The 12,694-nt window shown below is 37.2% G+C and carries 14 protein-coding genes and 1 pseudogene; 13 read left to right on the forward strand and 2 right to left on the reverse strand.

The features are described 5' to 3' along the window. Positions 1–63: 63 nt before the first annotated feature. The 12 genes from EM4838_RS00925 (at position 64) to EM4838_RS00980 (ending at position 9,602) form a co-directional block, all read left to right on the forward strand. A complete protein-coding gene (locus EM4838_RS00925) occupies positions 64–732 on the forward strand; it encodes a response regulator transcription factor (protein WP_010736374.1) in 669 nt (222 codons plus the stop codon). Next, the gene (locus EM4838_RS00930; protein ID WP_010736373.1) at positions 732–1,796 is read left to right on the forward strand and encodes a HAMP domain-containing sensor histidine kinase; all 1,065 of its coding nucleotides are present in this window, start codon (positions 732–734) and stop codon (positions 1,794–1,796) included. Before EM4838_RS00925 ends, EM4838_RS00930 begins: the two co-directional genes overlap by 1 nt. 200 nt (positions 1,797–1,996) lie before the next feature. Continuing rightward, entirely contained in the window at positions 1,997–2,323 is a 327-nt protein-coding gene (locus EM4838_RS00935; protein WP_023519069.1) for a hypothetical protein, read from the forward strand. Positions 2,324–2,683: 360 nt separating this feature from the next. Continuing rightward, the gene (locus EM4838_RS00940; protein WP_010736371.1) at positions 2,684–3,001 is read left to right on the forward strand and encodes a PadR family transcriptional regulator; all 318 of its coding nucleotides are present in this window, start codon (positions 2,684–2,686) and stop codon (positions 2,999–3,001) included. Further along, positions 2,994–3,608: a DUF1700 domain-containing protein gene (locus EM4838_RS00945; protein WP_010736370.1), complete on the forward strand. Its 615-nt coding sequence runs from the start codon at positions 2,994–2,996 to the stop codon at positions 3,606–3,608. The genes EM4838_RS00940 and EM4838_RS00945 overlap by 8 nt, the downstream gene beginning before the upstream one ends. A 3-nt stretch (positions 3,609–3,611) precedes the next feature. Then, positions 3,612–4,475, forward strand: a complete 864-nt coding sequence (locus EM4838_RS00950; protein ID WP_023519070.1) for a DUF4097 family beta strand repeat-containing protein — start codon at positions 3,612–3,614, stop codon at positions 4,473–4,475. Between the two features lie 195 nt (positions 4,476–4,670). Continuing rightward, positions 4,671–5,162 (forward strand): DUF5348 domain-containing protein, encoded by a 492-nt coding sequence (locus tag EM4838_RS00955; RefSeq protein WP_010736368.1) that lies wholly within the window; start codon positions 4,671–4,673, stop codon positions 5,160–5,162. A gap of 25 nt (positions 5,163–5,187) precedes the next feature. Further along, complete coding sequence (locus EM4838_RS00960; RefSeq protein WP_023519071.1) at positions 5,188–6,057, forward strand: SPFH domain-containing protein; 870 nt, start codon at positions 5,188–5,190, stop codon at positions 6,055–6,057. A 213-nt stretch (positions 6,058–6,270) separates the two neighbouring features. Continuing rightward, positions 6,271–6,648, forward strand: coding sequence for a YxeA family protein (locus EM4838_RS00965; RefSeq protein ID WP_019722992.1), 378 nt, complete (start codon positions 6,271–6,273; stop codon positions 6,646–6,648). Further along, the gene (locus EM4838_RS00970) at positions 6,641–7,393 is read left to right on the forward strand and encodes an ABC transporter ATP-binding protein (RefSeq protein ID WP_023519072.1); all 753 of its coding nucleotides are present in this window, start codon (positions 6,641–6,643) and stop codon (positions 7,391–7,393) included. The genes EM4838_RS00965 and EM4838_RS00970 overlap by 8 nt, the downstream gene beginning before the upstream one ends. A gap of 14 nt (positions 7,394–7,407) precedes the next feature. Then, complete coding sequence (locus EM4838_RS00975; RefSeq protein ID WP_071866601.1) at positions 7,408–9,222, forward strand: FtsX-like permease family protein; 1,815 nt, start codon at positions 7,408–7,410, stop codon at positions 9,220–9,222. A gap of 209 nt (positions 9,223–9,431) precedes the next feature. Next, positions 9,432–9,602, forward strand: a complete 171-nt coding sequence (locus EM4838_RS00980; protein WP_228760894.1) for a DUF2087 domain-containing protein — start codon at positions 9,432–9,434, stop codon at positions 9,600–9,602. Positions 9,603–9,673: 71 nt separating this feature from the next. On the opposite strand, the gene EM4838_RS00985 is transcribed toward EM4838_RS00980, so the two are convergent. Both EM4838_RS00985 and EM4838_RS16750 read right to left on the reverse strand, forming a co-directional pair. Continuing rightward, a complete protein-coding gene (locus EM4838_RS00985) occupies positions 9,674–10,180 on the reverse strand; it encodes a MurR/RpiR family transcriptional regulator (RefSeq protein WP_023519074.1) in 507 nt (168 codons plus the stop codon). A gap of 48 nt (positions 10,181–10,228) precedes the next feature. Beyond that, positions 10,229–10,441: pseudogene (locus tag EM4838_RS16750) on the reverse strand (MurR/RpiR family transcriptional regulator); the annotation flags it as partial. A gap of 657 nt (positions 10,442–11,098) precedes the next feature. On the opposite strand from EM4838_RS16750, the gene EM4838_RS00990 reads away from it, so the two are divergent. Beyond that, positions 11,099–12,688, forward strand: coding sequence for an alpha-glucoside-specific PTS transporter subunit IIBC (locus EM4838_RS00990; protein ID WP_023519076.1), 1,590 nt, complete (start codon positions 11,099–11,101; stop codon positions 12,686–12,688). Positions 12,689–12,694 lie beyond the last annotated feature (6 nt).

Below are 12,694 nucleotides of genomic sequence, written 5' to 3' on the forward strand. Positions count from 1 at the left end.
AACTGAATATGAACAATCAGAAAAAAAACTGAAATTTTTCAAATAATTACATGAGGAGAAATGATGAATCGAATATTACTAGTAGAAGATGATGAGCGTTTGCAACAACTTTATCAATCCGTTTTAGAACGCGCTGGTTTTTTGGTTTTCGCAGTCGCAAATGGGACCGAAGCTTTGAAGCAATTAGAGAGTACTCAAGTGGATGTGATCATCACAGATATTATGATGCCTGTGATGGATGGGTATGAACTGTTGGAAACTTTACGAAGCAGTCGCGTAGAAACACCTGTGTTGATCATCACAGCGAAAGCAGATTTTGAAGATAAAAAGAAGGGGTTTCAACTGGGAACGGATGACTATATGACGAAACCAGTAGATGTCAATGAAATGGTGTTGCGGGTAGAGGCCTTGTTACGGCGAGCGAAAATCAATCATAGCCATCAATTGAACATTGGACAAACTAGCTTGAACCAAGAAACATATGAAGTGATCAAGCAGGATCAAGCCATCTTACTTCCACAAAAAGAATTTCAATTATTGTACAAACTACTTTCTTATCCAAATAAGATTTTTACACGACAACAATTAATGGATGATATATGGGGGTTGGATACCAATACGGAAGAACGGACGATTGATGTGCATATCAAACGATTACGCACGCGTTTTATTGAAAATGATGATTTTCAGATCATAACAGTTCGTGGCTTAGGCTATAAGGCGGTGATTTGATGCGTAAAAAAATCTTTTCACAATTATGGATTTATTTTGCTTGCATTGTGTTTATTTCCATTTTAGTTACTTTGTTGTGTTTCTTAGGTTTTATTTTCTTGCTGTCACACAAAACAGTCCCTGCTTCAGAGCAACAAGCGACATGGTTTCCTTTAGTCGTTTTTGCAGGATTTAGTATGATGGTGGGCACAGGGATCTCGATCTTTGTCGGTCGGCGGATCTTGCTGCCGATCAGTGATTTACGAACCAATATGAGCAAAGTAGCAACTGGCGATTTTTCGATTCGGATGGATGAGCAACAAAAAGTCGAAGAGGTGCAGCAACTATATAAAGATTTCAACGTGATGGTCCAAGAATTGAGTAGTATCGAAACGTTACGAAATGACTTTGTTTCCAATGTTTCTCATGAATTTAAGACGCCTCTTGCCACGATCCAAGGATACGTCCAGTTATTGCAGGCGCCTAACATTTCAGAAGAAGAAAAGCAGGTTTTCTTGCAACGGATCATTGAGAGCATCACTCAGCTTTCGCAATTGACAGAGAACACACTGAAATTGAATAAATTAGAAAATCAGCGAATCAAATTAGAAAAGCGCCCTTTTCGTTTAGATGAACAGATTCGTGAAGTGATTGTTTTTTTACAACCTAAATGGGAGCAAGAACACCTTCAACTGGAGATCGATCTGGAAAGTGTCAACTTTGTCGGTAATGAAGAATTTCTATATCAAGTCTGGCTGAATCTCATGGACAATGCCATCAAGTACAATCAACCACAAGGGAAAATCAAGATTCGCCTAACACAAAATGCCACTCAAGTAATCGTTGAAGTGACAGATTCTGGCGTGGGAATGGATCAAGAAACACAAGCACGACTCTTTGAGAAATTTTATCAAGGGGAATCCAGCCGTCAATTTTCTGGGAACGGGCTGGGCTTATCACTAGTCAAAAAAATCGTTGAGTTGCATCATGGAAAAATCAGTTATAACAGTATCTCAAAAGTAGGTACGACTGTCATCATTCAATTAGACAAAGAAAACACGTCGCTAACTTATCCGGTGGAATAAGATCCAGGGAAATGAACAGTTAATGATCTATAGGAGCAATAAACCAACAAAAACAAAGAAAAAAACGCCACTTCTGATTTAATCGTTCTAAGGTGTATTTTTCAAGTAATATAAAGATGGAAAAGTGTACGAAGTCATGTCGTACATAAGAGAGTATTCGTATATTTTTCTAATAACCGTTATTGGAGGAATGATAGAAAATGAAAAAACAAGTAGTTTTATTGCTCGGACTTTTGACGTTAAGTGTTGGACTGAGCGGAGCCAATCCCATAGCCATTGCAGAGGAAACAACTCATTCTCATGGTACTCCCACAGTATTATTGCAACAGGATTCGGTCTTAAGTACACTTGTGGCAAGTTCAAGTGCAGAGGATGAAAAACAAACCGATCGTGGTATCGGTTATTATTGGAAATGCCATACATGCGGGTATAATAGTGAGTGGCATCTATTTGCTAGTACAGCTGTTTCTGCTGCCAATAAACATGCACAGCAATACAATCATGTCACCTCTGTTTATCCAAATTAGCAACTGACTATTTTAGAATGGAGTGGAACAAAAGATGAATGAAACGTGGTTGAGTAGGAATAAAAAAGAAGTGATCCGTTTCTCTCTTGCCGTTTTTCTAGGTTTTGTATTAAGTTTTATCGTGTTTACTTTGTTGTAGGTAAGAGGATAATAAGAAAGTATTCAAAAGGAACAAAGACCAGAAATCATTACGGTCTTTGTTCCTTTTTTGTAAGCAGAATTTTTATGATACTTAGCGTTGTTTTCGCGAATATTGAAGTAATTAGTGGGTATGATTGTGAATTTTACTTGCAAACAATATTATACGTGATATAATATTGGTAAATATAAAATATTGCAAACTATAAAGAAGGTGAAGTAATGCATATCCAAGTCCCAACAGTTTTACTCGATGGTACGGTTTTAGCAGCTTTAAGCAGAGAAGACATGTACGGTTACGCATTAACGAAGATCGTCCAAGAAAGTTTATCTGTCAGTGAATCAACGATGTATCCTGTTTTACGCAGATTAAAAAAAGAAGAATACTTAGAAACATACGACGAACCATTCGAAGGTAGAAATCGCCGATATTACCGCTTAACTCCGAAAGGACGTCAACATTTAGAAGAAATCATTGATAAATGGATCGTGTTTCGAGATTCCTTAAACCGATTACTGGAGGAGAATACGAATGAATGAATATTTAGATGATGTGTTGGACGAACTTCAAGAAATACCTGAAGATGATCGCTTTGATATTATTCAGTATTATGAAGAATACTTCTTGGATTCTGGCAAAACAGTAGAAGAAGTCGTGGATGAATATGGCTCGCCAAAGCAATTTGCCCTGAAACTGAAAATCAATTATTACTCGGAACAAGACGACGATGAATCAGAATACAGCCAAAGTCCTAAACGGAAAATCCGTTTGATTTGGATGATCGTCATTGGGTTGTGTGCATCACCTTTATTGATTCCTTTAGCATTAGCGTTTATTCTAGCGATTTTTGGTATTCTGCTTGGCTTAATTGGCGTGATCATTGGAATCTATGTCGTATGTATCAGTATTTTAGGAGCAGGTTTATTTTCGATCATTTCAGGTGTTGCTGTCTTGCAACAATCGATTGCTAGTGGGCTGTTCTTTGTAGGACTAGGGTTACTTGCCACAGGAGGTGCTGTCTTCTTTGCACCATTACTGTTAAAAGGAACTAAATGGTTATTCCAAATGATGATGAACTTTGTCAAGTGGGTAGGACGCCGGTTTATTACGAAACGAGCGATCCATACGACGAATAGTGGGGTGTAAAAAATGAAATTAAAATATATCTTGGGGATAGGTTTAGGACTGATGATCATCGGTGGCTTGACGGCAGGATTAAGTTATGCCTCTGGTGCCCAAACGAGTCTGACTTGGGAAGGTGGTCCAAGAATAATAGAAATGACTCGTGAAACAAAAGATTTTTCGTCTGAAAAAATTGAAAAAATCGTTGTACGAGCAGATCACCAAAATATCATGATCCAACGAGGCGTGAACTTTGAGGTTGAAACGTCTCATGACAAAACGCAAAAACCAAAAATCAATCTGGAAGATCACACATTGGATATTTCAGCTGATGGTCAAACACCGGCAGTGATGATCAATATGACAGACACACGTTCGATGTTGAAGATCACGATCCCTAAAACCATTTTCTTAAAAGAATTAGTGATTGAAGGGAAAAACAATGAATTGTTTTTAGATGAATTCAGTAGTAAGAAAATCAACTTGAATTTAGCAAATACTTGGACGTCGATCAATGAAGTAAGTGGGGAACTTCTTACTGTTGAAAATCAAATGGGCTCACTAGATTTACAGGAGTTTTCGATAGATAAAGTCAAATTAGCTACAAGTGATGGCAGTATCATTTTTAACGATAACGAAAAATCAATCAAAGGCGAAGTCACACTTCATAATAGTAGTATTGATTTTTATAACAACCAAGAGCAAGGATTAGCTGTGACATTAGAAGGGGATTCTTATATCAACAAAAATTATGAATCTTTGACAACCAAGACGTACAATCAAGGAAACAAAGATCTCAAAGTAACTGCTCATAATAGTCAAGTGAACTTGACGAATGAAGATTATGACGAGCCTCCGATGGATGATGAAGATTACGGCGAGTATGATTAATCGTTGAACAGTCAAGACTGTCTTTTTCTAAATAACGAATAAATAGTTGAAGAAGCGTATAATTCTTTATGGAATAAGGAATTATACGCTTTTTTATTTATTTTACATGAAATATCATCGCCTATCATTCAATAATATAGTAGAATAAGGAAAGGGAAAAACGTACATATATGGGGAAAATAGGGTGAATATTGAATGAAAACAGAGGAAATCAAGCGGGAAGAATTGAAAAGTGAATTAGGGAAATTGCATCATTTTTTAACAGAACTGAGTACCAAGTATTATGATACAGACAAAGAAAGGGTAACGATCCAATATCCAAATAATTCCGAAGGTCGACAACTTGAACAAGTGTACAACGAAATGTTCAAACATCTACTGAAAGTGAAAAAAGAATTAGATTATTATTCACTGCCAATCATCGATACGGGTATTTTAAAATACGATCAAACAAGTGAGCGATTTGTCTTCAAGTCGGTTCGTGAGAATCTTGAATTATCCGCCGGTATGGACCTAGAGATCTTAGTAGAAGACTATTTTACTGAAACAAAACAGTGGGTCCGTACACGATTAGAATATTTGCCAGAAGCATCAGGTGGCGTACACGAAAACGGTTGGTATATCACGGAAGACAAAGAATTGGAACTAGAAGGAGCCATGGCAAGGATTCGTAAAAAAACAGAATAGAACCAAGAAAATTAGGAGTGAGTAAATGAAAGAAAAAAAGGCTTTCACTATCAATGGCTATATAGGGCTATTTATTATTCTTCTAATGTTTGTCGTAGGAATCTTATTATTTTTCATAGGGGTTGCTCGATTTTTAGTTGGATTTTCAATTGTTGGGATTTTCTTGTGGTTGCTCGTTTTCTTAGCAATCAGCGGACTGACAGTAGTCAGCCCCAACCAAGCAAAGGCAATCGTCTTTTTTGGGCAATACATCGGAACGATTCGTGAGAGCGGTTTTTTCTTAACGATTCCTTTTGCACAAAAAATCAACTTGTCGTTAAAAGTTCGAAACTTCAATAGTTCGCTGTTGAAGGTCAATGACTTAGATGGAAATCCAATCGAGATTTCCGCTGTCGTCGTTTTTAAAGTAGTAGATACAGCTAAGGCGCTTTTTGATGTAGCAAACTATCATCAATTTGTTGAAATCCAAAGTGAAACCGCCATTCGTCATATCGCCAGTCAATATCCATATGATACATTCAACGAGGATGATCTTACTTTACGTGGAAATACCACTGCGATTTCAGATGAATTGGCAAAGGAATTACAAGAACGTTTATCGGTGGCGGGGGTCGAAGTTTTAGAGACGAGATTGAATCACTTGGCTTATGCAACAGAAATTGCCAGCGCGATGTTACAACGGCAACAAGCCAAAGCCATTTTATCTGCCCGTCAAACCATTGTTGAAGGCGCAGTGACGATGACACAAATGGCTCTGGAACAAATCGAAGCAGGTCAGGATATCACCTTTACCGATGATCGAAAGATCCAGTTGATCAACAATCTACTTGTATCGATCATTACTGATAAAGGCACACAACCAGTGATCAATACAGGTAATAACAAAGAAAAATAGCTGAATGAGGAAAGCATTCGTCAGTGGAATGCTTTCTCCAACGAATATCGGTTTGAATCAATAAAAAGGAATTTGGAGTGGCTTACACCTCCAGATTCTTTTTTTTTATGGGACATATGACAATAATGAAAGAGTTTTGATAGTAAAAAGAAAGGAATTTTCACGGATACTTGACTATACTTAATTTATCAGAACAGGAAAGAAGGAGTCACAATGAAAAAATTATTGATTGGGTTGGGAGCATTTATCATCATCGCTTTTGGTGGCTACCGTTTAGCAGATCATTTGATCATGGGTGGTGAAAGCTACTATGTTCAAATCACAACGGATGGTGAGAAACAGGTGGATCACGCTGACGGTGGACAAGAAATCATCAGTTATCGTTATGAACTACCTGGGTTTAATAAAGAAGGTAAAGAAAAAACAATGGACTTCAATGGTTTTCAAGAACGACCATTAAGAAAAGATGCATTTTTGAAAGTGACTTGGAATAAAAATAAAGGCGTGACGTCTTATGAGGAAGTACAGGCAAAAGACATTCCATCAGCAGCACAAGAAAAATTAAGTAAAGGAACGGTCAATAATGGATAAAATCGTAGAAATCAAGAACGTAACAAAAGTTTACGGAAAAAGTAATGAGAAACAGACACAAGCATTGAACGGTATCAGTTTTAGTGTGGAAAAAGGCGAATTCATTGGTATCATGGGGGCTTCTGGATCAGGTAAATCAACCTTATTGAATATCTTATCAACATTAGATAAACCAACAAGTGGCACGATCCATATCAACCAAGCAGATGTCACGAAGTTGAAAGGAAATCAGTTAGCCGATTTTCGAGCAAAAGAAATCGGCTTTATCTTCCAAGATTTCAATCTTTTAGAGAACTTGACTGCACAAGAAAATATTGCAGTTCCGCTTTCTTTACAAGGCGTGAAACCAAAAGAAATCAAGAAAAAAGTCAATGCGGTGGCTGAACGCTTATCAATCAGTCACATATTAGACAGCTACCCCGCAAAAATCTCAGGTGGACAAAAACAACGGGTAGCAGCAGCCCGGGCACTAGTTACGCAACCAACGATTCTATTAGGGGATGAACCAACTGGTGCGTTGGATTCAAAAAGTGCGAAAGACCTATTAGATACGATGGAAGAATTGAATACAAATGATAAGGTTTCGATTCTGTTGGTGACACATGATGCTTTTTCAGCAAGTTACTGTCAACGAATCTTATTTATTAAAGATGGCGTGATCCATCAGGAAGTTAAACGCGGAGAACAAAGTCGTTCAGACTTTTATCGTCAAATATTAACGATTCTAGGTAATCTAGAACAGTAAGGGGGAAACTGAACATGCTTTGGAAATTATCACTTACTGGGATCAAGAGTCGGTTAAGAGACTATATTGTTCTATTTTCCGGTTTAGTCATGGCTTCAGCCATCTTTTATATGTTCGAGTCAATGGCCAGCAACACCGATTTTTTGAACAATAATTCCACTTTAGCGATGACAGTCTTTATCTTTCGCTTTGGGTCGGTATTATTGGGGATCATCACATTTGTTTACATTCTTTATGCCAACTCATTTTTGATGACGATGCGACAAAAAGATTATGCGATGTTTATGATGCTAGGAGCAAAAGGCCGGAAAATTGCCCAAATGATTTTCTCTGAGACCTTGATAGTAGGAACAGTCGCTACTTTGGTTGGTTCAGCGCTAGGTATTGGTTTAACAAGCGTCGTCCATCGACTATTAGTTGCCCAGTTAAATATTAAAATTACTCATTTTACACCGTTCAATATGAATGGATTATTGATTACTTTGCTGTTTTTCATCGTACTATTCTTATTAGCAGCGTTTGTCAATGCATTCTCGATTGTCAAAAAACCAATTTTGACTTTACTACGTGCGGATCAAACACCTGCGCAGATGAAACAACATAAATTCTTGTTTTTCCTTGAAGTAGTTTTAGGAATCATTTTTATCGGTGTCGGTTATTATATGATGGCAAATATCGGAACCTATCAGTTGATGGGAATCGCCGTCGCGTTAGTTACAATCGTTTTAGGAACGTATTTTATTTTCCATTCGGTCATCATTTTCTTCCTTAAACTATTGAAGAAAACAGAAAATCTTTCGATGAAAAAACTGAACAACTTTACGTTATCACAGTTAAGCTTCCGTATTCGTGAATACACACAAATGCTTTCAATGGTTGCGATGTTACTCGCATTAGCTTTAGGTGCATTAACAGTCGGTCTAGGCTTTAAAAACCAGATCACTCAGTTGACGAATGAAGTATCGAATTATGATCTAGTATTGAATCAATCAGAATTGATCGATCAATCTAAAGTGGCGAAACTTTCACCAACGATCAACGCGGTCTATCAACAAAAAGAAGACGAAAAAACAGTGTACTATAACTATAGTGAGTTTGAACAAGATCCATTTTTGATTATGGAAAATCAAACACCTAACACTGGGGAAAGAAACGTCAAAACGAAAAAAGTAACCGCAGAAGAATTAGCGACAAACTTAAACTATCAAGATGAGTTGCGCTATTACGAATTGCCAGAACAACGAGAAAAAGAAATCAAATTACTGCCAGCAGAAGAATTTGCTCAATTAAATCTTCCACAAACCAGTATGCAACTGATCCAAGCAAAAGATTTCCATGAGAGTATTGAACAAATTGGTGATCTGGTAGCAGAAAACAATAAAAATAATGAATCATTAAAAGATGGAATGTTTAGTTTCACGCAAAAATATGATGCGTACCAAATGATCAATGGTATGTTCTCAGGCTTTGAATTCATGGGCTTCTTTTTAGGGATCGCCTTCTTGACAATGTTAGCAAGTTGCTTGATGTTCAAGATCCTCTCAGGTAGCAAGAGTGATGTCGTTCGTTACGAGATGCTCGGTAAGATCGGTGCTCGTCAAGCATTGTTAAAACAATCGATTCGTCGAGAAATCGGTATTCTCTTCTTAGCACCAGGGATTCTAGGAGCCATCCATGTATTATTTGGACTTCAAATGTTTACTGTTTTGATGGATGATCCATATCACAACTTATGGATACCATTTACAATATTCTTTGTTCTCTACTTTATCTACTATGTTGTAACTACTTGGCTGTACACAGGCATCGTTTTGAACAAAAAAGAATAAGTTGAGCTTGATAAAGAGCGAGAAGATGGTTTGTAGAAAAAACTCCTTCTCGCTTTTTCTGTTGCCTTCGATAAAATTTGCTTGAAGCATGATCAAATAGAGAAAAGATTACTGGATACGATGGAAGGATATCGGTTATGAGTGAACTGGCTAGATTTTTCAAAGATGGGCAACTGCAATAAATCCCTAGAAAAGAAAAAAATAAACGTTTGATCTTTGATCATCTTTATTCAAAGTTTGAATTTGATAAGGATTACTTAGAGAGGGAAGTCAACGCTATTCTAAAAAGTATTTATCTGGATCATGCGATATTACGGCACTACCTCGGCGATTACCGTTACCTTGATCGAGTAAAGGACGGTTCGATCAAAAGGCAGTGAGAGAGACAGAACCCAATACATAAAAAGCGCATCTCTTTAAAAGCCAAATTGGCACGAAAGAGATGCGTTTTTTAGGAACTTTTATTTGTTTGTTTTTGCCAAGCATCATATTTCAACAAAAAATATTCGATCACGAAAAAAAGTGTTGAAGTTGTTTCAAAAGGTGTAAGGATATCTTCTTGATCTTGTAGTTCTGGATTCAAGAAGAAAATCGTTTCATCACAAAGTTTTGAGACAGTTGAGTTCCTAAGTTTTGTGATACCAATTGTCTGGATATTTCGTTGCTTCAGTTGCTTCGCTAATTTGACGACTTCAGGAGACTCACCATTTAGCGTGATCAACAGAACTAAGTCTTCTGGCTGAATGATTTGGTAAAACTGTTTGTTGATCGAAACGGCACCGAAGTCATAGAGTATCAATCCGTTGTGTACGAAAAGCAATTTCATATAACTTGAAACTAGCGTTTGTATATCACCTGATCCATAGATGAAAATCCGATTCGCATTAGCCATCATTGTACATAGATCAGTGAAATCTTTTTTCTTGAGGTTCTCAATTGTTTGGATATGATTTTCCAAGATTTCCTCCTCAAACTCGGATAGACGCACATTTTCCTGTGTAAGTTCATTTTTTAGATGATATTTGAATTCTGAGAAACCATCAAACCCTAATTTTTGGCAAAACCGCATGATTGTTGTGCGAGAAACGTTGCATTGTTTCGCCAGTTCGTTAATAGACATTGTTAAAGAATTTTTTTTGTGATTTGTGATATAGGACCAGATAAGAAAATCATTTTCAGTCAACCTTGACTGAAACGTCGTAATTCGGTCTTGTAACATCTGTTTTCATCATTGCCAAAAATCTATAAATCGTTAGAACTCATCATTAAAGTTTTCAGAACCATGTTTCTACTACGCTTGTTTGGTCATCTGTGAATATGGATCTGACGAATAGTGGTTATTTTTTTGATGGATCGATTGAATGTTCGATTCTAATTTATAGATATTACAGGTTTTGACAAATCAGTTTCCCCCTTTTTCATTTGATATTTTTGAGAGAGTTCACGCTGTAATCGACGGAAACGTTTCTCAATCTTGTTAGTTTTATTGCTATTTTCATAGACCTTGCAAGGTGATACAACTGCTAAATCTTTGTTACCTAACTCAATAACCAATTCTTTATCAGTCAATTTTTGGTTGGTAGACTGCCTTCACTCACCCTTTGGTTTACTTGGAGGATTTTCCAATTGCGTGTGTCCTTCTTGTTCTCACCTCACTATTAAGATACGCCTTCATGTACCGTTTATTTGATTAACTACTACTGGACCTCTGGTTTTATTCTCGAAGATAGGATGTGACGATTCACAAATTTTGTGACAAAAACCTTTTTCCTGTGAGGAATTTTTAAATCATCTTAAAGTGTTTCAGGAATCCATTTTAATAGTAAACTAAGAATCGGTAAAGCGCTTACTAAAAAATATGAAGGACTAAAAAACTATGATGAAAAAAATTCAAAGATTTGGTGGAGCAATGTTAGCACCTGTCATGCTATTTTCTTTTTTTGGTATCGTTATTGGTTTTTCTTTACTTCTTTCCAATCAAACGATCATGGGAGATATTGCTGCGCCTGATACACTCTGGTATAAGTTCTGGAATGTTGTAGCAGCCGGTGGCTGGACACCATTTTTTCAATTACCGCTTTTATTTGTGGTCGGATTACCAATCAGTTTAGCTAAAAAATATGCAGCTCGAGCAACGATGGAAGCATTAGTGACCTATATTGCTTTCAATTATTTCGTCAATGCAATTTTAACGTTATGGCCAAATACTTTCGCCGTGGATCTATCTCAAGGAACAGCCGTTGGTTCTGGGTTAACATCGATTGCTGGAATCATTACTTTAGATACGGGCATGATCGGAGCATTGTTGATCTCAGGTATTGTGGTTTATTTGCATAATCGCTTTTATGAAAAAGAATTACCAGAGATGTTGACGATTTTTAGTGGTTCTGTTTTCGTTACGATGATCGCTTTTTTTGTTATGATTCCTCTAGCACTTTTGATGTGTGTCGTATGGCCTATCATCCAAGAAGGAATGAGAAGCATGCAAGGATTTTTTATCAATTCAGGAAATTTTGGTGTATTCATCTATCAATTTTTACAGAAAATCCTTATTCCAACTGGCTTACATCATTTTGTGTACGCCCCATTTGCTTATGATAGTGCGGTAGTTGAAGGGGGGATGGCTGCTTATTGGGCATCAAATATCGGCGAATTCCAAACAAGTGCACTTTCGCTTAAAGAACTTTATCCTTTTGGGGGTTTTTCTTTATCGGGTATGTCAAAAGTATTTGGAACAGCCGGCTTAAGCTTAGCCATTATTCAAGCCGCTCATCCAGAGAAAAAGAAGAAAGTTATTGCATTGATCGCCCCAGCTGCATTAACTGCGATTTTGACGGGAATCACTGAACCTATTGAGTTTACGTTCTTATTTGTTGCTCCAGCTTTATGGGGTGTCCATGCGCTATTAGATGCGTCCATTGCTACGGTTTCTTACGCTTTCGGCGTCGTTGGTGATTTTGGTGGTGGATTGATCAATTGGTTAGGATTAAATTGGTTGCCTCTTTGGAATTTTCATGGTTCGACCTACCTCACCCAAATCATGATCGGACTTACATTTACTGCGATCTGGTTCTTAGTATTTACCTTCATGATCAAAAAATTCAATTTAAAAACTCCAGGACGTGAAGAGGATGTATCAGAGATACAACTTTATTCAAAAGCTGATTACGAAAACAAAAAGAAGACACAACAAGATGAACAAGAGAAAAACCTACCTAAACATGCTAGACAAGCACAAGCCTATCTAGTGTTAGTAGGTGGAAAAGAGAATGTACTGGATGTGACGAATTGTGCCACACGGTTACGACTTACCGTGAAAGATACAAGTAAAGTAGCCAGTCCTATTGATTTTCAGGAAGCTGGGGCTTCAGGACTTGTCAATCCTGGAAATGGTGGTATCCAAATCATTGTTGGGTTAACTGTTCCAAGAGTGAGAGAATCATTTGAAGAATTGATCGTAAAATAAGAGGAG

The sequence above is a fragment of the Enterococcus mundtii genome, from assembly GCF_002813755.1.
Classification (GTDB): domain Bacteria; phylum Bacillota; class Bacilli; order Lactobacillales; family Enterococcaceae; genus Enterococcus_B; species Enterococcus_B mundtii.

Excerpts from the sequence above, each read along its gene's own strand:
- EM4838_RS00970 (WP_023519072.1), top strand. The coding sequence starts at position 6,641 with ATGGATAAAATCGTAGAAATCAAGAACGTAACAAAAGTTTACGGAAAA.
- EM4838_RS00955 (WP_010736368.1), top strand. The coding sequence starts at position 4,671 with ATGAAAACAGAGGAAATCAAGCGGGAAGAATTGAAAAGTGAATTAGGG.
- EM4838_RS00930 (WP_010736373.1), top strand. The coding sequence starts at position 732 with ATGCGTAAAAAAATCTTTTCACAATTATGGATTTATTTTGCTTGCATT.
- EM4838_RS00940 (WP_010736371.1), top strand. The coding sequence starts at position 2,684 with ATGCATATCCAAGTCCCAACAGTTTTACTCGATGGTACGGTTTTAGCA.
- EM4838_RS00975 (WP_071866601.1), top strand. The coding sequence starts at position 7,408 with ATGCTTTGGAAATTATCACTTACTGGGATCAAGAGTCGGTTAAGAGAC.
- EM4838_RS00950 (WP_023519070.1), top strand. The coding sequence starts at position 3,612 with ATGAAATTAAAATATATCTTGGGGATAGGTTTAGGACTGATGATCATC.
- EM4838_RS00965 (WP_019722992.1), top strand. The coding sequence starts at position 6,271 with ATGAAAAAATTATTGATTGGGTTGGGAGCATTTATCATCATCGCTTTT.
- EM4838_RS00960 (WP_023519071.1), top strand. The coding sequence starts at position 5,188 with ATGAAAGAAAAAAAGGCTTTCACTATCAATGGCTATATAGGGCTATTT.
- EM4838_RS00990 (WP_023519076.1), top strand. The coding sequence starts at position 11,099 with ATGATGAAAAAAATTCAAAGATTTGGTGGAGCAATGTTAGCACCTGTC.
- EM4838_RS00925 (WP_010736374.1), top strand. The coding sequence starts at position 64 with ATGAATCGAATATTACTAGTAGAAGATGATGAGCGTTTGCAACAACTT.
- EM4838_RS00935 (WP_023519069.1), top strand. The coding sequence starts at position 1,997 with ATGAAAAAACAAGTAGTTTTATTGCTCGGACTTTTGACGTTAAGTGTT.
- EM4838_RS00945 (WP_010736370.1), top strand. The coding sequence starts at position 2,994 with ATGAATGAATATTTAGATGATGTGTTGGACGAACTTCAAGAAATACCT.